This window comes from Streptomyces sp. NPDC059785, assembly GCF_042732375.1.
Taxonomy (GTDB): Bacteria; Actinomycetota; Actinomycetes; order Streptomycetales; family Streptomycetaceae; genus Streptomyces.
The window spans coordinates 40,089-60,570 of sequence record NZ_JBHWHV010000021.1 but is presented as its reverse complement, the minus strand read 5'-3'; the positions used below and the strand labels follow the sequence as shown (position 1 = coordinate 60,570).

General features: G+C 73.3%; 19 protein-coding genes. 6 read left to right on the top strand and 13 right to left on the bottom strand.

The genetic code is table 11. The annotated features are described in order from the left end of the window. Nucleotides 1–10: 10 nt before the first annotated feature. Nucleotides 11–622 (top strand): flavin reductase family protein, encoded by a 612-nt coding sequence (locus ACFV6E_RS17920; protein ID WP_385162812.1) that lies wholly within the window; start codon nt 11–13, stop codon nt 620–622. Between the two features lie 27 nt (nt 623–649). Here the strand turns inward: ACFV6E_RS17920 and ACFV6E_RS17915 are convergent, their stop codons facing one another. After that, nucleotides 650–1,969 carry an MFS transporter gene (locus tag ACFV6E_RS17915; RefSeq protein WP_385462645.1) on the bottom strand — a complete coding sequence of 440 codons (1,320 nt, stop codon included), beginning with the start codon at nt 1,967–1,969 and terminating at the stop codon, nt 650–652. A gap of 71 nt (nt 1,970–2,040) precedes the next feature. Here ACFV6E_RS17915 and ACFV6E_RS17910 point away from each other — a divergent pair, with 71 nt between their 5' ends. Next, complete coding sequence (locus ACFV6E_RS17910) at nt 2,041–3,135, top strand: GlxA family transcriptional regulator (RefSeq protein ID WP_385162808.1); 1,095 nt, start codon at nt 2,041–2,043, stop codon at nt 3,133–3,135. Here the strand turns inward: ACFV6E_RS17910 and ACFV6E_RS17905 are convergent. From ACFV6E_RS17905 to ACFV6E_RS17890, 4 genes are all read right to left on the bottom strand, one after another. Then, nucleotides 3,061–4,320 (bottom strand): MFS transporter, encoded by a 1,260-nt coding sequence (locus ACFV6E_RS17905; RefSeq protein ID WP_385462643.1) that lies wholly within the window; start codon nt 4,318–4,320, stop codon nt 3,061–3,063. The genes ACFV6E_RS17910 and ACFV6E_RS17905 overlap by 75 nt on opposite strands. Nucleotides 4,321–4,496: 176 nt before the next feature. Further along, nucleotides 4,497–5,546 (bottom strand): Zn-dependent alcohol dehydrogenase, encoded by a 1,050-nt coding sequence (locus tag ACFV6E_RS17900; protein ID WP_385162805.1) that lies wholly within the window; start codon nt 5,544–5,546, stop codon nt 4,497–4,499. After that, complete coding sequence (locus tag ACFV6E_RS17895; RefSeq protein ID WP_385462640.1) at nt 5,546–6,823, bottom strand: acyl-CoA dehydrogenase family protein; 1,278 nt, start codon at nt 6,821–6,823, stop codon at nt 5,546–5,548. Before ACFV6E_RS17895 ends, ACFV6E_RS17900 begins: the two co-directional genes overlap by 1 nt. A gap of 54 nt (nt 6,824–6,877) precedes the next feature. Beyond that, a complete protein-coding gene (locus ACFV6E_RS17890; protein WP_385162801.1) occupies nt 6,878–7,789 on the bottom strand; it encodes an SDR family oxidoreductase in 912 nt (303 codons plus the stop codon). 84 nt (nt 7,790–7,873) lie between these two features. Here ACFV6E_RS17890 and ACFV6E_RS17885 point away from each other — a divergent pair, with 84 nt between their 5' ends. Continuing rightward, a complete protein-coding gene (locus ACFV6E_RS17885) occupies nt 7,874–8,809 on the top strand; it encodes a cyclase family protein (protein ID WP_385162799.1) in 936 nt (311 codons plus the stop codon). Nucleotides 8,810–9,281: 472 nt separating this feature from the next. Here ACFV6E_RS17885 and ACFV6E_RS17880 read toward each other — a convergent pair whose 3' ends face one another. The 4 genes from ACFV6E_RS17880 to ACFV6E_RS17865 all read right to left on the bottom strand — a co-directional run bounded on the left by ACFV6E_RS17880 (nt 9,282) and on the right by ACFV6E_RS17865 (nt 13,689). Beyond that, nucleotides 9,282–9,764: an ATP-binding protein gene (locus ACFV6E_RS17880; protein ID WP_385162797.1), complete on the bottom strand. Its 483-nt coding sequence runs from the start codon at nt 9,762–9,764 to the stop codon at nt 9,282–9,284. A 475-nt stretch (nt 9,765–10,239) separates the two neighbouring features. Further along, on the bottom strand, nt 10,240–11,274 hold the full coding sequence (locus tag ACFV6E_RS17875) for an acyl-CoA dehydrogenase family protein (protein WP_385462637.1): 1,035 nt from the start codon (nt 11,272–11,274) through the stop codon (nt 10,240–10,242). Nucleotides 11,275–11,293: 19 nt separating this feature from the next. Then, nucleotides 11,294–12,472 (bottom strand): acyl-CoA dehydrogenase family protein, encoded by a 1,179-nt coding sequence (locus tag ACFV6E_RS17870; RefSeq protein ID WP_385462634.1) that lies wholly within the window; start codon nt 12,470–12,472, stop codon nt 11,294–11,296. Beyond that, complete coding sequence (locus tag ACFV6E_RS17865; protein ID WP_385162791.1) at nt 12,472–13,689, bottom strand: amidohydrolase family protein; 1,218 nt, start codon at nt 13,687–13,689, stop codon at nt 12,472–12,474. Before ACFV6E_RS17865 ends, ACFV6E_RS17870 begins: the two co-directional genes overlap by 1 nt. A 190-nt stretch (nt 13,690–13,879) precedes the next feature. On the opposite strand from ACFV6E_RS17865, the gene ACFV6E_RS17860 reads away from it, so the two are divergent. Continuing rightward, nucleotides 13,880–15,394, top strand: coding sequence for a class I adenylate-forming enzyme family protein (locus ACFV6E_RS17860; RefSeq protein ID WP_385162789.1), 1,515 nt, complete (start codon nt 13,880–13,882; stop codon nt 15,392–15,394). Nucleotides 15,395–15,428: 34 nt separating this feature from the next. Here ACFV6E_RS17860 and ACFV6E_RS17855 read toward each other — a convergent pair whose 3' ends face one another. Both ACFV6E_RS17855 and ACFV6E_RS17850 read right to left on the bottom strand, forming a co-directional pair. Then, on the bottom strand, nt 15,429–15,941 hold the full coding sequence (locus ACFV6E_RS17855; protein ID WP_385162787.1) for an EF-hand domain-containing protein: 513 nt from the start codon (nt 15,939–15,941) through the stop codon (nt 15,429–15,431). Nucleotides 15,942–16,137: 196 nt separating this feature from the next. Continuing rightward, nucleotides 16,138–16,518 (bottom strand): STAS domain-containing protein, encoded by a 381-nt coding sequence (locus ACFV6E_RS17850; protein WP_385162785.1) that lies wholly within the window; start codon nt 16,516–16,518, stop codon nt 16,138–16,140. Nucleotides 16,519–16,863: 345 nt separating this feature from the next. On the opposite strand from ACFV6E_RS17850, the gene ACFV6E_RS17845 reads away from it, so the two are divergent. Both ACFV6E_RS17845 and ACFV6E_RS17840 read left to right on the top strand, forming a co-directional pair. After that, on the top strand, nt 16,864–17,442 hold the full coding sequence (locus ACFV6E_RS17845; RefSeq protein ID WP_385162783.1) for a sigma factor: 579 nt from the start codon (nt 16,864–16,866) through the stop codon (nt 17,440–17,442). After that, nucleotides 17,439–18,833: a maleylpyruvate isomerase N-terminal domain-containing protein gene (locus tag ACFV6E_RS17840; RefSeq protein ID WP_385462631.1), complete on the top strand. Its 1,395-nt coding sequence runs from the start codon at nt 17,439–17,441 to the stop codon at nt 18,831–18,833. Before ACFV6E_RS17845 ends, ACFV6E_RS17840 begins: the two co-directional genes overlap by 4 nt. Nucleotides 18,834–18,870: 37 nt before the next feature. Here the strand turns inward: ACFV6E_RS17840 and purU are convergent, their stop codons facing one another. Beyond that, on the bottom strand, nt 18,871–19,755 hold the full coding sequence (gene purU / locus ACFV6E_RS17835; RefSeq protein WP_385162779.1) for a formyltetrahydrofolate deformylase: 885 nt from the start codon (nt 19,753–19,755) through the stop codon (nt 18,871–18,873). Nucleotides 19,756–19,887: 132 nt separating this feature from the next. Next, nucleotides 19,888–20,388 carry a hypothetical protein gene (locus tag ACFV6E_RS17830; RefSeq protein WP_385162777.1) on the bottom strand — a complete coding sequence of 167 codons (501 nt, stop codon included), beginning with the start codon at nt 20,386–20,388 and terminating at the stop codon, nt 19,888–19,890. Nucleotides 20,389–20,482 lie beyond the last annotated feature (94 nt).

Genomic DNA, 20,482 nt, shown 5'->3' with positions numbered 1-20,482 from the left:
TGAAGGGGTGATGGGACACGCAGGCATGGCAGCCGCCGCCGTCCGCTACCTCAGGTCGGCCGGGGCCCTTACCTCGACGGGCCCGGTCGAGCCGCTGCCGCGGCCGGAGCTGCGCGCGGTCGCCGACGACGAACGGGCGCCGGTCGACCCGGCCGAGTTCCGCCGGGTCCTGGGGCACTTCCCGACCGGCGTCACCGTGATCACCGCCCCGCCCGCGCGGGACGGGCAGGCGTCCGGTCCGGCCGGCTTCGCCTGTCAGTCCTTCTGTTCCCTCTCCCTCGACCCGCCGCTGGTCGCCTTCATGGTCGGCCGTACGTCGACGACCTGGCCCCGCATCGCCCGCGCCGGCGTCTTCTGCGTGAACGTGCTGGCGGCTCACCAGGGCGAGCTGTGCCGCGGCTTCGCGGTGAGCGGCACGGACAAGTTCGCCGGGGTGGCGTACGACGCGGCGCCGGTCTCCGGTTCGCCCCGGCTCGCGGACACTCTCGCCTGGATCGACTGCGCGATCCACGCCGTGCACACCGGCGGCGACCACCTCGTCGTGGTCGGCCGGGTGAACGCGCTCGGCACCCCGGAGCACGACGAAGCGCCCCTGCTCTTCCACAAGGGGCGCTTCGCCTGAGCCCGTCGAGCGGCGCTGGACCGGCGGCTACTGGGCCAGAACCGGCGTCCGCACCGGCCGGCGCCTGATCACCAGGGCCATCAGCGCCGCCGCCGCGCACAGCGCCCCGGAGGCGTACCAGACGACGTCGTACGAGCCGAAGGCGTCCCGCGCCACGCCGCCGAGGAAGGCCACGGCCGCGGCGCCCACCTGGTGGGAGGCGAGGACCCAGCCGAAGACGATGGCGCTGTCCTCGCCGTACTGCTCCCGGCACAGGGCAAGCGTGGGCGGGACGGTGGCCACCCAGTCGAGGCCGTAGAAGACGATGAAGAAGACCATCGGCGGGTGCACGCTGGGCGCCAGCAGCATCGGCAGGAACAGCAGCGAGACGCCGCGCAGCGCGTAGTAGACCGCCAGCAGCCGGCGCGGTTCGAAGCGGTCGGTGAACCAGCCGGAGGCCACCGTGCCGACCACGTCGAAGACCCCGACGACCGCCAGCAGCGAGGCCGCGGCCGTGATCGGCATGCCGTGGTCGTGGGCGGCGGGCACGAAGTGGGTCTGGATCAGGCCGTTGGTGGAGGCGCCGCAGATCGCGAAGGTCCCGGCGAGCAGCCAGAACGGACCGGTGCGGACCGCCGAGAACAGCACCGTGACCGCCCGGCGGGCCGCTCCGGGCACGGGTTCCGGCTTCGCCGTGAACTCCTTCGCCCCGTACGGCGCGAGGCCGACGTCCGCGGGGTGGTCGCGCAGCAGCAGCCAGACGAACGGCACGACGGCGAGGGCCGCGAGGGCGACCGTCACGGCGGCGGGGCGCCAGTCGTGCTCCGTGACGATCCAGGACAGCAGCGGGAGGAAGATGAGCTGTCCCGAGGCCGAGGCGGCGGTGAGGATGCCGGTGACCAGGCCGCGGCGCTCGGTGAACCAGCGGTTGGTGACGGTGGCCGCGAAGGCGAGCGCCATCGAGCCCGAGCCGAGCCCGACCAGCAGACCCCAGCAGAGCAGCAGTTGCCAGACGGCGGTCATCCACACGGTGAGCCCGGAGCCGAGGGCGATCACCACCAGGGCGACGGCCACCACCCGGCGGATGCCGAAGCGGTCCATCAGCGCGGCCGCGAACGGCGCCGTCAGCCCGTACAGCGCGAGGTTGATCGAGACGGCCGCGCCGATTATGCCGCGCGACCAGTTGAATTCCTCGTGCAGCGGGTCAATTAGCAGGCCCGGCAGTGAACGGAAGGCGGCCGCGCCGATGATCGTCACGAAGGTGACAGCCGCGACGAACCACGCGCGGTGGACGCGGGCAGGGCGCCGCGGCTGTCTGCCGGGCCGGGGGGCACGTGCGTCTGCGAGGGCATCCGTTGTCTGGGTCACACCCAAGAGCCTCCGTCCCGCGGCCCGCCCGAACGAGTGGCCCGAAGGACAGCATTCGCTAGGATCGGGCCATGGACCGAGACGGTACGTCGGAGCGAGACGGCACGACCGGCCGAGCCACCGCTACGGACCCCCAGGACGCCGCCGACGGCCGGGAGGGGCGGGACGGTCGTACCGAGCCCTTCCGGCCGCACCGCGTCGTCGTGCTCGCGCTCGACGGGCTGCTGCCCTTCGAACTCGGCATCCCCCAGCGGATCTTCGGGCGCGCCAAGGACAGCGCGGGCCGCCACCTCTACGAAGTCGTGACCTGTTCCGTCCGCCCGCCCGGCCCCGTCGCCACCGACGCCGACTTCGCCGTCCTCGTCGAGAACGGACCCGAGGCGCTGGCCACCGCCGACACCCTCGTCGTCCCCGCCTCCTACGAACTCGGGCCCGTGTACGAGGAGGGCGTGCTGACGCCCGAACTGGCCGCCGCCTTCGACCGACTGCGGCCCGGCACGCGACTGGTGTCGATCTGCACCGGCGGTTACGTCCTCGCCGCGGCCGGCCGTCTCGACGGCCGGCCCGCGAGCACGCACTGGGCCTCCGCCGACCACTTCCAGCGGCTCTTTCCGCGCGTGCGGGTCGACGCGGACGTCCTGTTCATCGATGACGGCGACGTGCTGACCTCCGCCGGGGTGGCCGCCGGGATCGACCTGTGCCTGCACGTCGTACGCCGCGACCACGGCACCGCCATCGCCAACGAGGTGGCCCGCCGCACCGTCGTACCGCCGCACCGCGACGGCGGACAGGCGCAGTACATCCACCGGCCGCTGCCCGAACCGCAGGTGGCCACCACCAGGTCGGCGCGCGCCTGGGCGCTGGGCCGGCTGCACGAGCCGATCCAGCTGCGGGACATGGCGGAGCAGGAGGCCATGTCCGTGCGCACCTTCACCCGGCGCTTCCGCGAGGAGGCCGGCGTCAGTCCCGGCCAGTGGCTCACCCAGCAGCGCGTGGAACGGGCCCGGCACCTGCTGGAGTCGAGCGATCTCTCGGTCGACCAGGTCGCCAGGGACGCCGGTTTCGGCACGGCCCAGTCGATGCGACAGCATCTACAGGCCGCCCTCGGCGTGACCCCCACGGCTTATCGGCGCACCTTCCGGGCCGGCCACACCACCGGCGCCTGACACGGTCCGCCCACCGCCGCTGCCGCTCCCCGTGCGCCGGTACTCCCCCGTCGCGCCCGCCACCGTGAGCAGCAGCGTCAGGCCGACCCCGGCGAGGATCGCGGTCGAGGGGGCGACGAAGCGCAGCAGGGCGCCCGCGAGGGAGCCGGTCGCCGCGTAGCCCAGGCCGACGGCGGCGTACATCACGGAGTAGCCCGCGGCCAGGGCGCTCGGCGGGAGGGCCTCGCGCAGCGTAAGGTTACGGGTGACCATCACGCCGGCCTGGAGCACGCCCGCGCCGGCCAGGGCGGGCGCCATCCAGCCGGCCCGGGGTATCAGCGCCACCAGCGCGATGCACGCCGAGACGCCGCACATCAGCACCAGGCTCAGCGTGGGCAGCCGCCACGGCCAGGAGCGCAGCCCGTAGAGGATCGCGCCCACGCCGGAGCCGAGGGCGAGGCCCATGAGCAGCGGTCCCGACCAGCCCACGGCGATGGCGCGCTGCTCCAGGAGCGCGGGCAGGACGAGTTCGGCGAGGGCGAGCACGGACAGGCTCGCCGCGCCCGTGACGTACACCGGCCAGCCGCGGGCCAGCAGGCGCGGCATCGAGACGCCGTCCCGGTCGGCCGGGTTCGCCGCCCAGCCCGCGGGCAGCAGCCACAGCCCCGCGACGGACGCCCCCATCAGACCGGCGGCGAGCAGCAGCGGGACGCGGGGCGCGGCGCCGAGCGCGAGGCCGGTGACGGTCACGGGGGACAGCGCCCATATCGCGGAGACCAGCGTCGATTCGACGGACAGCGCCTGGGTGACGGCCCGCTGGGCGACGAGGCCGGTGAGCAGCGTGCGCAGGCCGCCGGTGGCCGCGGCGGGGGCGGCGCCCGCGAGGAACGCGAGCGGCGCGAGGACCGCCGCGGGCGCGTCCGGCAGGAGGCCGAGTCCGGTGAAGCCCGTGGCTCCGGCGGCCAGGCCCACGGCCAGATGCGCACGGGCCCGCTCCGGGCGTAAGTACATGCCGAGCAGCGGGGCGCCGACGATCTCCCCCGCCACGTAGACCGCGGCCAGGAGTGCGCCGAGCGCGTACCCGCCGGGGCGTTCGCGGACCAGGAAGACCAGGGCCAGCGGGGCCATCGCCACCGGCATCCGGGCGCCGACGGACACCAGGGCCCAGACCATGACCTTCTTCGAGACGACGTCGCGGTATGTCATGTGCCGAAGCTAGACGGGAGCGCCGACAGTCCCCAGAATTTTCCCCAGCCCTGTGGATAACTCGCCCGACCGTCAGCTCCCTCAGCCCGCCGGCGCTCTCAGGCCATCAGCTCCCTCAGGCCGTCAGCTCCCTCAGGCCGCCAGTGCCCTCGCTGCCGCCAGTGCCCTCGCTGCCGTCAGAACGTGAGCACCGCCCGCGCCACCCTCCCCCCGTGCGCGTCGTCCGCCGCCTTCTCGAAGTCCTCCACCGGGTGCACCGCCGTCACCAGTTCGTCCAGGAGCAGCCGTCCCTGGCGGTACATCCCGGCGTACAGGGCGATGTCGCGCTGGGGCCGTGAGGAGCCGTAGCGGCAGCCGAGGATGGACTTGTCCAGGTACATCGAGGAGACACGGAAGGACGCCTCGGCCGTGGCGGCGGGGACGCCGAGGAGGACCGCCTGCCCGTGCCGGTCGAGCAGGTCGACGGCCTCGCGGACGAGTTCGGTCCGTCCGACGCACTCGAAGGCGTGGTCCGCGCCCGTGGGCAGGATGTCCCGGACGCCGTCCGTCGACGGCAGGAAGTGCGTGGCCCCGAAGCGGCGGGCCACCGCCTCCTTCGCCGGGTTGGCGTCCACCGCGACGATGCTGAGGGCGCCCGCGAGCCGCGCCCCCTGGATGACGTTGAGCCCGATCCCGCCGGTGCCGATGACGAGCACGCTGTCCCCGCGGTCGACACGCGCCCGGTTCAGCACGGCGCCCACGCCGGTGAGCACCCCGCACCCGATGAGCGCGGCGGAGGTCAGCGGCACGTCCGCGGGGATCCGCACCGCCTGGACGGCCTTGACCACGGTCCGTTCGGCGAAGACCGAGGTGGCCGCGAACTGGTGCACCGGCCGCCCGCCGCGCGTGAACGGCCGCTCCGGGCGCCCGATCGCCGTGCGGCACATGGTGGGCCGTCCCCGGTCGCAGTCCGCGCAGGCACCGCAGTTGGCGAGGGTGGACAGGGCCACGTGGTCGCCGGGCCGCACATGGCGGACGCCCGCGCCGACCGCCTCCACGACGCCCGCGCCCTCGTGCCCGAGTACCACCGGCACCGGGAACGGGATGGTCCCGTCCACCACCGACAGATCGCTGTGGCAGAGCCCGGCCGCCGCGACCGCGACCCCCACCTCGCCGGGTCCCGGTTCCCGTACCTCCAGGTCGTCCACGACCCGGGTCCGCTCGCCGTCGAACACCACACCCCGCATCACACCGGCTCCCCTCCGCGCTCCGCCCGTCCCCGGGGCTCCTTCGGCAGGCCGAGCACCCGCTCGGCGATGATCGTGCGCTGGATCTCGTCCGAGCCGCCGTAGATCGTGTCGGCCCGGCTGAACAGGAACAGGTGCTGTGCCGCGGCCAGTTCGTAGGGCCGGTCGGCCGACCAGCCGGCGGGTCCGACGGCGGCGGCGCTGCCGCGCACCTGGACGGCCAGTTCGCCGAGCCGCTGGTGCCAGCGGCCCCACAGCAGCTTGGCCACGCTCGGCGCGCCCCGCTCGGCGGCGTCCGCACCGCCCAGGGTGCGCAGGGCGTTCCAGCGCATGACGCGCAGTTCGGCCCACTGGCGCACCAGCCGGTCGCGCAGGACGGGATCGTCGGCCGCGCCCGTGGCGACGGCCTCCGCGATCACCTCGTCCAGCTCCCGGGCGAAGCCGATCTGCTGGGCCAGCGTCGACACGCCCCGCTCGAAGCCGAGCAGGCTCATCGCCACCCGCCAGCCGTTCCCCGCGCCGCCGACGACGTGCCCGGCGCGGGCCAGGGCCCCGTCGAAGAACACCTCGTTGAAGTCGCTCGTGCCGGTGAGCTGGCGGATCGGGCGGATCTCGACGCGGCCCGGCTGGTCCATCGGGAGGAGCAGCAGGGACAGCCCGTGGTGCCGCACGAAGTCCGGCTCGGTACGGGCCAGGACGAAGCACCAGTGCGCCTCGTGGGCGAGCGAGGTCCAGATCTTCTGCCCGCGGACGCGGTACGTGTCCCCCTCCCGTACGGCGGTGGTGCGCACGCCGGCCAGGTCGGAGCCCGCGCCGGGCTCGCTGTAGCCCTGGCACCACAGTTCCTCGCCGCGTGCGACGGCGGGCAGGAAGCGGGCCTTCTGCTCGGGGGTGCCGTGGGCGATGAGGGTGGGGGCGAGCAGGTTCTCGCCGATGTGACCGCTGCGGGCGGGCGCGCCCGCGCGGGCGTACTCCTCGGCCCAGACGACCTGTTGGGTCAGGGACGCGGTCCGGTTGCCGTAGCCGTCCTCGCGCCAGCCGAGGCCGATCCAGCCGGCCCGTCCGAGCTCCCGCTCCCAGGCACCCCGCGCACGCGCACACGCGTGCCCGCCGTCACGCGCGGGTTCGCCGTCACGCGCGTGCCCGCCGTCACGCGCGTGCTCGCCGTCACCCGCGTGCTCGCCGTCACCCGCGTGCTCGCCCGGAAGATTAGCCGCGAGCCAGTCCCGCGCCTCCCGCCGGAACTCCTCGTCCTCGGGTCCGAATCCGAAGTCCACGCTCACCACGTCCCGCGCGCGGGTCGCGCCGCCCGGCCGCCGGTCACCAGGCCGCTACCCATGGGACTGCCGTTTCGCTGCCGCCGCGCGCGCCATCTCCGTCACCCGTTCCAGCAGCGGCATCGGATCGGTGCCGACCGTCCCGGGCAGGAAGTCGGCGATCCGCTCCGGCGTCCAGGGGCCCTCGGCGTAGCCCGCGCGCAGCTCACGCGGCTGCGCCCACACGGCGATCTTGGGCCCGGCCACCGTGTAGACCTGCCCGGTGATGCCCTCCCCGCGCGCGCGGTCGGAGAGCAGATAGACCACCAGGGCGGCCACGTCCTCCGGTTCGCCGATCTCGGCGAGGTCCATCGGGACCTTCGCCGACATCCGGGTACGGGCGACGGGCGCGACCGCGTTAGCCGTCACCCCGTACTTGTGCATGCCCAGCGCCGCGCTGCGCACCAGGGAGATGATCCCGCCCTTGGCGGCGCTGTAGTTGGCCTGGGAGACGGACCCCTGGTGGTTGCCGCTGGTGAAGCCGATCAGGGTGCCGGTGCGCTGCTCGCGCATGACGGCACTGGCCGCGCGGAAGACGGTGAAGGTGCCCTTGAGGTGGGTGGCGACGACCGCGTCCCACTCCTCCTCGGTCATGTTGAACAGCATCCGCTCGCGCAGGATCCCCGCCACGCACACCACACCGTCCAGGCGCCCGTACGACATCAGCGCCGTGTCCACGACGCGCTGCCCGCCGGCCATGACGGAGATGTCGTCGGCCACCGCGACGGCGTCGCCGCCCGCCGCCTCGATCTCCTTGACGACCGTGTCGGCGACCGCGCTCGTCGGCTCGGCGCCCTCGACGGACACCCCGTGGTCGTTGACGACGACGCGGGCGCCCTCGGCCGCCGCGGCGAGCGCGACGGCGCGTCCGATCCCCCGTCCCGCCCCGGTCACGGCGACGACCTTGCCTGCCAAGAAGTTCCCCACGCCCGGCCCCTTCCCGCGGTTTCTGACGGTCCGTTAGATTCTAGAACCCGCCGGACAGCCGGAGACAAGCCCCGGGGAGGACCCATGTCAGCACCGACGACGCATCCGGCCTTCCAGGAGATCGCCGGGCGCGTGAACAACTGGGGCCGCTGGGGGGCCGACGACGAGACCGGCACCCTGAACCTGATCACCGACGCGGTGGTGCGCGAGGCCGCCGCCGGGGTCCGCACCGGGCGCCGCGTCCCGCTCGCGCTGCCGCTGCGCCAGGACGGGGTGCAGACCGGCCTGATCCCGGGGCGGGTCAATCCGCTGCACGTGATGGTGCAGATCAACCAGGAGCTGTTCGGACCCGGCACCGTGGCGTGCAGCGACGACGCCGTGACGATGGGCCTGCAGGCGGCCACCCACTGGGACGCGCTGTCCCACGTCTCCCACGCGGGCAGGCTCTACAACGGCCGCCCGGCCGGCACGGTCACGGCGCACGGCGGGGCGGAGTTCGGCGGCATCGACAAGCCGCGCCACATCGTCTCGCGCGGCGTCCTGCTCGACGTCGCCCGCGCCCGGAACACCGACCGCCTCGACGGCGGCCACGCCGTGACCCCCGAGGACCTGGACGCGGCCGAGGACCTGGCGGGCACCCGCGTGCGGCCCGGCGACATCGTCCTCGTCCGCACCGGCCAGCTCCGCGTCCTGCTCTCCGGCGACCGGGAGGCGTACGGGTATCCGTCGCCGGGCCTGTCGGTCCGTACGCCGGAGTGGTTCCACGCGCGCGACGTCGCCGCGGTCGCGAACGACACCCTCACCTTCGAGATCTTTCCGCCGGAGATCGAGGATCTGTGGCTGCCCGTGCACGCGCTCCACTTGGTCGAGATGGGGATGCTCCAGGGCCAGAACTGGAATCTCGAAGAGTTGTCCACAGCCTGTGGAGAAGAGGGGCGGTACAGCTTCCTGCTGTCAGCGATGCCGGAGCCGTTCACGGGCGGTACGGGAACCCCTGTGGCCCCGGTCGCCGTTCTCTGAGAACGGCAGCCGTCCCGAGGATCGGCTGGCGGCGCGTCACTGCTCGCCCCGAGCACGGCACCGCGCGCCGCCATCCGGCTCCGGCGTTCCCGCCCTGCTCCCTCTTGGCCCATGAGGAGCCGACGCCGAATCGCGATCCGCATTCGTCGAGGGCTCCCGTCACCGAAACCCTCGTCGTCCCCTCACGGCGAATCACTGAACACAAGCGTGATCAAACGGACACGCCACGTCAACACCCGTTCAGGCATTCATCACTTACGTCCGATTTATGACCACCGCAACGGAAGCACGGCCCGGCGCATTCCGTCACGGCTCGCGCCGCGGAAGCGGAATCCGTGCATGTATGCACGGACCGTGCACCCTCGCGCGCGCGGCCTGGTCGTATTCCGAGCCCGCCATCCGTACGGCACCGGCCGCGGCCCGGCAGGGGAACGCGGCGCCGCTACAGATCGCGCGCCGCGGCGGACGGCCGCTACACCGCCTCGCGGGCGAGACCGTCGTAGGCCGGGTACGCGGCCGCGCGTACGGCACCCGACGCGGCGCAGCGGTCCAGTTCGCACCAGATCCGCTTGCCGACGCCCTCGCGCGCCCAGCCCCAGCGGTCCGCCAGACCGTCGACGAGCTCGAGACCGCGGCCGCCCGTCTCCTCGCCCTCCGCGTGCCGGGGCATCGGCGGGCATGCGCTGGCATCCGTCACTTCCAGCCGGACCGTGCCGGCCGGCGTACCGGACGAGTCCTGCCGCACGTCGTGCAATTGCAGCCGCAGCACGGCCGGACAGCCGGTGTGCACCACCGCGTTGGTGACGAGTTCGGAGACCAGCAGGATCAGGGTCTCCGCGAGCGGCTCATCGGCCTCTATACCGGACCCGGCAAGCCGCGAACGGGCCCATCTCCGGGCGCGCCCCACCTCCGCGGGGTCGGGCCGGATCTCCAGTTGCACTTGAAGCACCTGCACCGCTCACACCATCCGAACCGGCGGACACATCGCCTCGCGCCTCACCAGGGCCACGATCACGGCCATCGCCTGCGTGGCCGGATCTGGAATCACGGAACGTGATCCCCTGAGGAAACAGCATGGTTGACGTACAGTCACCCCAACAAGCGCTTCGGGCATATTCCAGCGCGAAGGAGTACGCGTAGGGCATACTGTGCGACGCTCGCTGCGGGGAGTCGAACAGGCAGTGACGGCGAGCCGTCCTGCCCTGCCAGCGGCACGCATCGCCGACTCCGGCACCACCCGGGAGGCGGCGCCGGGAAGACCCGGCCTCGGAACCACTCGCATCTCACCCAAGGTACCCGAGCACGGCGCCGACTCCGGGCCGTGACTTCGCGGTCGACGGGCCGAACCACCGATCACGCTCCGTAACGACGGATTGCCGCGCTCCGCGACACCCTCACCGAGGCTGTCCACGCTCAGCCGGTACGGGGCCTCACGGGGCCGTCGCGGACAGCAGGTTTCCGGCCAACAGTTCCTCACTGTGCGTGACATCGCCCGTGCGGCGCGTGCGCACCCAGGCGCGCTTGAGATGCAGATGCACCTCGGAGTCCCAGGTGAAGCCCATGCCGCCGTGCACCTGGAGGCAGTCGCGCGCGCCGCGCACGGCGGCGTCGTCCGCGAGCAGCCGGGCCGCCGCGGCGTCCAGCGGATCGGCGGTCACGGCGGCCGCGTAGACCGCCGCGCGCGCCGTCTCCACCCGCACCAGCATCTCCGCGCACAGGTGCTTGACCGCCTGGAAGGCCCCGATCGGCCGCCCGAACTGCTCGCGTGCCCGGGCGTGTTGCACCGCCAGTTCACAGGTTCGGGCGGCACCGCCCAGTTGTTCGGCCGCGGTGAGCAGCACGACGACCGGATCGGCCGGACCAGCGGGAACGGCCCGAGCGGGAGGGGTACTGCGGTGCAGCGGGGTCAGCGGGTCCACCGACTCCAGGGGCACCGGCCCGGCAACGGCCCCCGCTCCCCGTACGGCGTCCGCCGCGTCCAGGCCCCGTACCGCGTCCGCCGCGTCCAGCTCCCGTACGAGGTCCGCCGCGTCCAGCTCCCGCACGACGTCCGCCTCCTCCAGCCCCCGCACGACGTCCGCCTCCTCCAGCCCCCGCACGACGTCCGCCTCCTCCAGCCACTCCACCAGGCCCCCGTACGCGGCCGTCACCACGGTCTCGCCGGTGGCCGCGCCCGGGATCTCGCCGGCCGCGAGGTGGGTGGCGACCAGCGGGCCCGGCAGCAGGACGCGGCCCGCCTCCTCGAAGGCGAGCACCGCCTCGGGGAGGCCGAGTCCCACGCCGCCGTCGGCCTCGGGCAGCCGGAGCGCGAAGAGGCCCGCCTCGCCCAGCGTCCGCCACAGGGTCCGGTCGAGACCGCCGTGGTCGACGGCCCGCCGCAGCGCCGCCCGGTCGAACCGCGCCTCGAACAGCTCCCGTGTCCCCCGCCGCAAGGCGCGCTGGTCGTCCGTCAGTTGAAAGCGCATGGGCTCAGGGCTCCCCCGGTCACTTCGGTTCCTTCGGTTCCTTCGGCAGGCCCAGGATCCGTTCGGCGACGATGTTCCGCTGGATCTGCGAGGTGCCGGCCGCGATGGTGTACGCCAGCGCCGACAGCCGGCCGGCCGTCCACTCGTGGCGCAGGTCGAGGGCGCCGGTGCCGAGCACCTCGGCCGCCGCCTCGTACAGCTCCTGGCGGGCGTGCGAGTAGCGGAGCTTGAAGACGGAGCCGCCGGCGCCGGGCACCGGGCCCGGCCCGCGCCGGGTGCCCGCCGTCTCGCTCACGTTCCACTGGATCAGCCGCCACAGCGCGCGGAACTCGGCGTTCAGGCGGCCGAGGCGGCGGCGCAGGGCGGGGTCGTCCCAGATGCCGTCCTCGCGCGCGCGGGCGGCCAGTTCGCCGAGGAGTCTGCGGCAGGCGACCACCTCGCCCGCGAAGGCGGTGCCGCGCTCGAAGGACAGCGTCACCATGCTCACCCGCCAGCCGTCGTTCTCGGCGCCGACCCGGTGCGCGACGGGGACCCGCACCTCGTCGAGGAAGACCTCGGCGAACTCGGCGGAGCCCGCGAGGGTGCGCAGCGGCCGTACGGTGACGCCCGGGGTGTCCATGCGCAGGGCGAGCCAGGAGATGCCGCGGTGCTTCGGGGCCGCGGGGTCCGTGCGCACGAGGAGTTCGCACCAGTCGGCCACCTCCGCGTGGGAGGTCCAGATCTTGGACCCGCTCACCACGTAGTCGTCGCCGTCGCGCCACGCGCGCGTGCGCAGCGCCGCGAGGTCGGAGCCCGCTTCCGGTTCGGAGAACCCCTGGCACCAGACCTCCTCGCCGCGCAGCACGGGCGGCAGCCAGCGGGCCCGCTGCCCGGCGGTCCCCTCGGCCGCGATGGTCGGCCCGGCGTGCAGCAGCCCGACGAAACCCGCCCCCACATAGGGCGCGCCCGCCCGCTCCGTCTCCTCCAGGAAGATCAGGTGCTGGGCGGCGGGGGCGCCCCGGCCGCCCGCGTCGACGGGCCAGTGCAGCCCCGCGTACCCGGCGTCGTACAGCGTCCGCTGCCAGCCGAGGTCGTACGCGCGCCGTCCCGGCCAGTCGTTTGGCGGCGGCTTCGGGGGCAGTCCGGGGAGCACGTCCGCGAGCCACTTGCGCAGCCCGGCCCGGAACTCCGCCTCCTCGGAGGTGTCCGCGAGGTCCATCACCCGGTACGTACGGTGCCGGCGCGGTCATCGAGGTCCAGGCCCAGCATGCGGATGGCGTTGCCGCGCATCAGCTTGTGGACGGTCTCGTCGTCCAGGCCCCGCACATGGTCGAGGGCGACCTCCTTGGTGTGCGGGAAGGTCGAGTCGACGTGCGGGTAGTCGGTCTCGAAGGTGGCGTTGTCGCGGCCTACGACGTCCAGGGACGCCACCCCGTGCTTGTCCCGGAAGAAACAGCAGAAGATCTGCCGGTAGTAGTACGTCGACGGCGGCTCGGGGATCAGGTCGCGGACGCCGCCCCAGGCGCGGTGCTCCTCCCAGACGTCGTCGGCGCGCTCCAGGGCGTACGGGATCCACCCCATCTGGCCCTCCGAGTACGCCAGTTTCAGCCGCGGGAACCGCACCAGGACACCGGAGAAGAGGAAGTCCATCATCGACGCCATGGCGTTGTTGAAGCTCAGTGACGCCTGGACGGCGGGCGGCGCGTCCGGGGACGCGGCGGGCATCTGGGAGCTGGACCCGATGTGCATGTTCACGACCGTGCCGGTCTCCTCGCACACGGCGAAGAAGGGGTCCCAGTACCCGGAGTGGATCGAGGGCAGCCCCAGGTAGGTCGGGATCTCGGAGAAGGTGACCGCCCTGACGCCGCGCGCCGCGTTCCGGCGGATCTCGGCGACCGCGAGGTCGATGTCCCAGAGCGGGATCAGGCACAGCGGGATCAGCCGGCCGCCGCTGTCGCCGCACCACTCCTCGACCATCCAGTCGTTGTACGCCCGCACGCACGCCAGCGCGACCTCCTTGTCGTGCGCCTCGGCGAAGGTCTGCCCGCAGAAGCGCGGGAAGGTGGGGAAGCACAGGCTCGCCTCGACGTGGTTGAGGTCCATGTCGGCGAGGCGTTCCCTGGGGTCCCAGCAGCCCCGGCGCATCTCCGCGCGGGTGATCCCCTCGAGCGTCATCTCGTCCCGGTCGAAGCCGACGGCGGCGATGTTCCGCTTGTACGGGAACTTCAGGTCCTCGTAGACCCACCAGTCGGTGGGCGGCCCGTCCGGGTCCATGGTGATCCGGTACTTGCCGCCGACGTAGGCGAGTTCGCCGATCCCGGCGGTGAGCGGTTTGGGCCCGCGGTCCCGGTACTTCCGCGGCAGCCAGGTCTCGAAGAGGTGCTCGGGCTCGATCACATGGTCGTCGACGCTGACGATCCGCGGCAGTTCCGTCATGGGGACCTCCACCGTGAGGGCTGATCCGGTGCTCCCGCACCGCTGTATCTGATGACCCGTCAGATTGTCTGCCTTGCAGGCTAGCCCCGCACCCCTGGACCGACAAGGCGGTGCGCCCTACGCTCTGCGCACCATCTGACATGCCGTCAGCTCAAGTCGCCGCGGGCCGTAGCGGCCGAGGGGAGCGCCCGTGAACGAGACCGCAGAGACCGCCGGGACCGCGCACGCCCTGGCCGCCTCCCGCACCCTCTGGGAGCTCGTGACCCGCCGCGCCCGCCGCACCCCCGACCGGCCCGTCCTCCTCCAGGGCGGGCGCTCCCTCACCTTCGGCGCGCTGCACGACCGCGCCGAACGGGTCGCGGCGGGCCTGTACGCCATGGGGGTGCGCCCCGGCACGGTGGTCGCCTGGCAGCTGCCCACCCGGATCGAGACGGCGCTGCTGTCCTTCGCGCTGGCCCGGCTCGGCGCCGTGCAGTCGCCGGTGATCCCCTTCTACCGGGACCGCGAGGTCGGCTTCGCGCTGCGCGCCTCGGCGGCCGAGTTCTTCGCCGTACCAGGTGAGTGGCGCGGCTTCGACCACACGGCGATGGCGCGGCGGCTCGGCGCGAAGGGCGTCTTCGAGGCGTACGACGTCCTGCCGGACGGGGACCCGGCCACGCTGCCGGACCCGCCCGCCGACGGGGGCGCCGTGCGCTGGATCTACTGGACCTCCGGCACGACGTCCGATCCGAAGGGCGTGCTGCACACCGACCGTTCGCTGATCGCGGGCGGCTCCTGCCTGGCGCACGCGCTGCGCCTGTCGGCCGCCGACGTCGGTTCCATGGCCTTCCCGTACGCGCACATCGCCGGGCCCGACTACACGGTGATGCTGCTGCTGTACGGGTTCCCGGCGGTGATGTTCGAGCACTTCGCGATGGAGGACGCCCTGGCCGACTACCGCAGACACGGGGTGACGGTGGCCGGCGGCTCCACGGCCTTCTACTCCCTGTTCCTGGCCGAGCAGCGCAAGCGGCCGGGCGAGCCGGTCGTCCCCACGCTGCGGCTGCTGGCCGGCGGCGGCGCCCCGAAACCGCCCGCGCTCTACCACGACGTCGTCCGCGAGATGGGCGTCCAGCTCACCCACGGGTACGGGATGACCGAGGTGCCGATGATCACCATGGGCTCCCCCGACGACACCGCCGAGAACCTGGCGACGACGGAGGGGCGGCCGCCCGACGGCATGACCATCCGGATCGTGGACGGCGAGGTGCGGCTGCGCGGCGAGGCCGTCTGCCAGGGCTATCTGGACCCGGCGCAGAGCGCCGAGGCGTTCGACGAGGACGGCTTCCTGCGCACCGGCGACCTCGGACACCTCACCGGCAGCGGCCACCTGGTGCTGACCGGCCGCCGCAAGGACGTCATCATCCGCAAGGGCGAGAACATCTCGGCCAAGGAGATCGAGGACCTGCTGCACCGGCACCCGGACGTCGGCGACGTCGCCGTCATCGGACTGCCGGACGCCGAGCGCGGGGAACGGGTCTGCGCGGTGGTCGAACGGCCGCCGGACGGCGGGGAGCTGACGCTGCCCGCGGTCACCTCGTACCTGCGCGCGCAGGGGCTGTCCGTGCACAAGCTGCCGGAGCAACTGGAGGTGGTGGACGCCCTGCCGCGCAACGAGACGCTGCGCAAGGTGCTCAAGTACCGGCTGCGGGAGCGGTACGGGTGACGGGCCTCCACGGCCGGTGCTCAGCGGGTCGGTGTCACTCCGGCACCGTGAAGTAGCGGGCGAAGGCGTTCACGATCTCCGCCTCGCCGATCCGGCCGTCGGCGTCGGCGTCGAGCGCGCCGGCCGCGAACGCCGCGACCTCCTCGGTGGCGCCCAGCGCCCGCAGTACGCGTACGGTCTCGTCGACCGTGGCCGAGCCGTCCCCGTCGGTGTCCGCCACCGCGAGCGTCGCGTGCAGGAAGGGGCGGGCGATCTCCGCGAAGCGCTCGGGGTTGTCGCGCAGCCGCTTCACCGCGCCGCCGACGAACTCGCCCCGCGTGATGCGCTGGTCGCCGTCCCGGTCCGCGATCCCGGCCATGCCCTGCCAGAACGCCTCGGCACCGCTGTACAGGGCCTGGCCCTTGTCCGACCTGGCCGCCGTGTCGAACGCGGCGAGGACCGCCTTGGCGGCCGCGTTGAAGTCCGCCCGGTCGATGTATCCGTTGCCGTCCTGGTCGAAGGTGGCGAACCGGGCGGCGATCCGCCGTTCGTACTCGGTGCTGATCATCGTGTTCGGACCGCCTTACATCTCAGCCGGACTCACAGCCGGACTGCCGGTTTGCCTGGCAGGGAGCGTACGACGCGGGTGCCCCGACAGGCAGGGAAAACGACGCTTGTACCAAGACCGCGGGAATTCCGGGACAACTGTGTGGCATCGCCACCCACTTGATGTGATCAGAGTCACTGGGACGATGTGGCCGGCGTCACGCCGAGAGGGGCCGCGAGTCCTCGTCCAGGGCGGCGTCGAGGTCCTGGTAGACGTCGAAGAGGCGGCGCACCCCGAGGGCGGCCAGCACCCGGTTGACGTGCGAGCCGTCGACGGCGCCCTGCGCGGGCAGGATCAGCCGCAGCCGGCCCCCGCAGGAGTGCATGAGACGGCGGGATGCGATCAGCACGCCGACCCCGCTGGAATCGCAGAAGAGCACGTCGGAGAGGTCGAGGACCAGGCTGTGGCGGCCGTCCGCCACCGCGTCGTGCACCCCCTGGCGCACCACCGGCGACGTCATCAGGTCCATTTCGCCCGTCACCTGGAGCACGGCCCACTCGCCGTGCTCCCCGTCGGTCACTTTGAGCGTCACCGCCATGCCTCTCGTCGCCGCCCGCCGGCCCGCCCTTCGCAACCGGAAGCAGTCCGTACGTTTCTTTCAGCGCGGCTGCCCAGGCGGTCGTCCCATGAAACACCGCCCCGCGCCCGAACGCACGGGGTGGACGGTCCCTTTCCGGCTGCTGAGCGGTGATACACCGCACACCGTCCGTCACCCGCAGGGCCTTACCATCCGTCTCCTGTCGGGGGGCGCACATTGCGGTAAAGGGGCGTGCGCTCTTAGACGTGCCGACTACATTCGAGACAGTGGTGCACAGAGGCTGGACACCTGGGCACACGTCGACACGGAACAGGCACCGGGCACGGACAGGGGTGAGGTGGCCGCATGGCGAGCAACGACGCACCGCCTCGCTGGGACCGCAAGATGCAGCAGCGGCTGGCCCGCGGCGAGGCCGCCGCGCTCGGCGAGCTCTACGACCGGTTCGCCTCGCTCGTGCACGGCCTCGCCCACCGCGTCGTCGGCGACGAACGGTCCGCCGACTCCATCACGCGCGAGGTCTTCACCCACGTCTGGGAGCACCCGGAGACGTACGACCCCAAGCAGGGACCGCTCCGCTCCTGGCTGGCCACGCTGACGCACCGGCTCGCCGTGCAGCGGCTGCGCGCCACCGAGACCGCGGCGCTCGGCGACGGCGGCGGCACGGCAGAGGACCTGGAGCACAAGGTGCGCCGCGCCTCGGTGGCCGCCCGCGCCGACTACATCGTCACCTCGATGCCCACCCCGCTGCGGGCCGCCCTGGAGCGCGCCTACTTCCAGCGCCGCGACTACCGGCAGACCGCCGCGGACCTCGGCATCACCGAGGACGAGTCCCGCCGCCGGCTCCGCCTCGGCCTCCAACTGCTGGCCACCGCCCACGACGTCGGCCCCGCCGGGGCGCCGCCCGGCCACGGGGGTGCCCCTTGAACGCACAGCCGGACCACCCCGACCGCCCGGAACGTTTCGGCTCCTTCGGCGCGCACGATCCGTACGATCCGTACGGGCCGCACAGCCGGTACGGCAGCGGTGGCGCCGCCGGTGGTGGCGGCGGTCCCGGCAGGCCCCCGGGTCCCGGCAAGGGTGATCCCGCCGGGGAGCCCGGCCCCCGTATACCCCCGCCCCGGTCCTCCGTCGAGGACACCGGGCGCTCGCTGCCGCGGCTCGGCACCGGACGGCCCGGACCCCCGCCGCCCCCGGCCACCCCTCCCGTCCTGGCGCACCGGGTGCTGAAGTCGCTGCTGGGCGCCTGGGCGCTGGCCGCCTGCTCGGCGGAGGAGGCGGCGGCCGTCGAGGACCACCTCGGGGGCTGCGGCCCGTGCGCGGACGAGGCGCGGCGGCTGCGCGAGGCGGTCGGCCTGCTGCACCCCGCGGAGAGCCTCGACCTCGACCCGGCGCTGCGCACCCGCGTCCTGGAGAGCTGCCTGGAGCGGCGCCCGCCGCGCATCCCGGTGCCGGAGTGGGCGGCCCCGTACGACGCCGAGGCCGCGCGCCTCGACGCCCTGTTGCAGGACATCGGCGAGGCCGACTGGCACGCGCCGGTCCGGCTGCGCTGGTTCGCGGACGACGCGCCCGCCGTGCGCCGCACGACCGTCGCCGGTGTCATCGCACATCTGCTCAGCGTCGACGGCCTGGTGGCCGTGGCGCTCGGTCTGGAGGACCCGCTCGGCGCGGCCCGCCCCGGTGAGGCGAATCCCACCGGGCGCACGGAGGCGTACTGGAAGGCATCGGACCAGCCGCCCACCCGGTCGCTGCGCGGCCCGTGGCGGGAGCAGAGCCACGACCTGGTGCGCACCGTGTCCTTCGCGGGCGGCGGCCGGGGCGGCATGGCGGTGCCGTACGGCGCGTTCACGCTGCCGCTGCGCGACGCGATGCTGGACCGCGCCTTCGAGTGCTGGGTGCACGCGGACGACATCGCGGAGGCCGTGGACTACCCGTACCAGCCGCCGGCGCCGCGGCATCTGCACCGCATGATCGACCTGGCGGCGCGGCTGCTGCCCGTGGCGCTGGCCGAACGGCGGCGCGCGGGGCGGGCGGACGCGGCGGCGCCGCGCCATCTCGTCGCGGCGGGCTCGCCGGGGCGCAGTCTGCGGCTGGAGATCGAGGGCTCCGGCGGCGGGGAGTGGCTGATCCCGCTCGACTCCCCGGCCGCGCTCGCCACGGCGGACCGCGAGGTCGCGCATGTCGCCCTGGACGGCGTGGAGTTCTGCCGGCTGGCGGCGGGCCACGTGGCGCCGGAGGACGCGGCCGCCGGACAGGACGGCGACCGCGCGGCGATCAAGGACGTACTGTTCGCCGCGGCGTCACTGAGCCGGATGTAGCGACCGCCGGCCGGTGGGCTGCCAGGCAGTCGTGGGGCTACGGGAAGACGACCGTGCGGCGGCCGTTCAGCAGGATGCGGCGCTCGGCGTGCCACTTCACCGCGCGGGCCAGCGCCTGGCACTCCACGTCGCGGCCGATGGCGACGAGCTGGTCCGGGGTCACGCCGTGGCCGACGCGCTCGACCTCCTGCTCGATGATCGGGCCCTCGTCGAGGTCGGCGGTGACGTAGTGCGCGGTGGCGCCGATGAGCTTCACCCCGCGCGCGTGGGCCTGGTGGTAGGGCTTGGCGCCCTTGAAGCTCGGCAGGAAGGAGTGGTGGATGTTGATGATCCGGCCGCTGAGCTGCTTGCACAGGTCGTCCGAGAGCACCTGCATGTAGCGGGCGAGGACGACGAGCTCCACGTTCTCCCCGCGCACCAGCTCCAGGACCTGCGCCTCGGCCTCGGCCTTGGTGTCCTTGGTCACCGGAATGTGGTGGAAGGGAATGTCGTACGACGCCACGAGCTCGGCGAAGTCCGTGTGGTTGGACACCACTGCGGCGATCTCGACGGGCAGGGCGCCGGTCCGCGCGCGGAAGAGCAGGTCGTTCAGGCAGTGGCCGAACTTGCTGACCATGAGGACGACGCGCATCCGCTCCTCGGCCCGGTGGATCTGCCAGTCCATCTGGAAGGAGTCGCCGACCGCCGCGAAGCTGGCGCGCAGCTTCTCCACCGTCACCGGGGCCTCCGCCGAGAAGTGCACGCGCATGAAGAACAGGCCCGTGTCGTGGTCGCCGAACTGCTGACTGTCCTCGATGTTGCAGCCGGTCATGAAGAGGTAGCTCGACACGGCGTGCACGATGCCCTGCTTGTCGGGGCAGGACAGCGTCAGGACGTACTGGTCGGCGGGCACCGCGGCGGCGCGGACGGGCTGCTCGTTCATGCCGCACAGGGTCCCACACGGGCCGCCGCGGTGGTCAATCCGTCCACAGTGCGGCGTGCGCCCCCGCCGTGCGCCCCGTGCCCCGGCCGCCCGCCCCCGGCCGCCCCGGGCCACGGGCCCGGCACCCGGGCGTCAGGCGGACCGCGTCATGATGTTCAGCACCTCGAGCGTGCGGGGCGGCGTGTCCGGGTCCTCGCCGTCGCTCGCGGCCATCCGCAGGTGCGCGTCCCGGGCGGCCCGTACCGCCTCGGGCCACCCGTGGTGGTCGAGATAGGCGGAGACGGGGGCGTCGGGGCCGACCTGGTGCATGATCCGCAGCACCCGCAGCACGGCGGTGTCGACGAGCGCCGCCTCCTGCGAGTCGCGGAAGATCGTGCCGACGTATTTCTCGGCCGACCAGTTGTCCAGCCAGGTGTCCTCGACCAGGCGGTACACGGCGTCGGTGACGTCCCCGTAGCCGTCCACGCCCGCGAGCCAGACGTCCCGCTGGAAGACGGGGTCGGAAAGCATGTGCAGCGCGGAGCGCACATTGCTGCGCCAGCGCCACCACGGCATGTCGTTCAGTGGCATGACGCCCATGGTGGATGAGCGGCGCCCGCGACGGGAAGAGTTCTCCGAACCTTGCACGGTCACCGATCGTACGTTCCGCCGCGGAAGCGGATCACCGCCCCCCGCAATTCACCTTCACGTCACCCCACGTTGACCGCCGGTCACTCCGGGGTTGGCG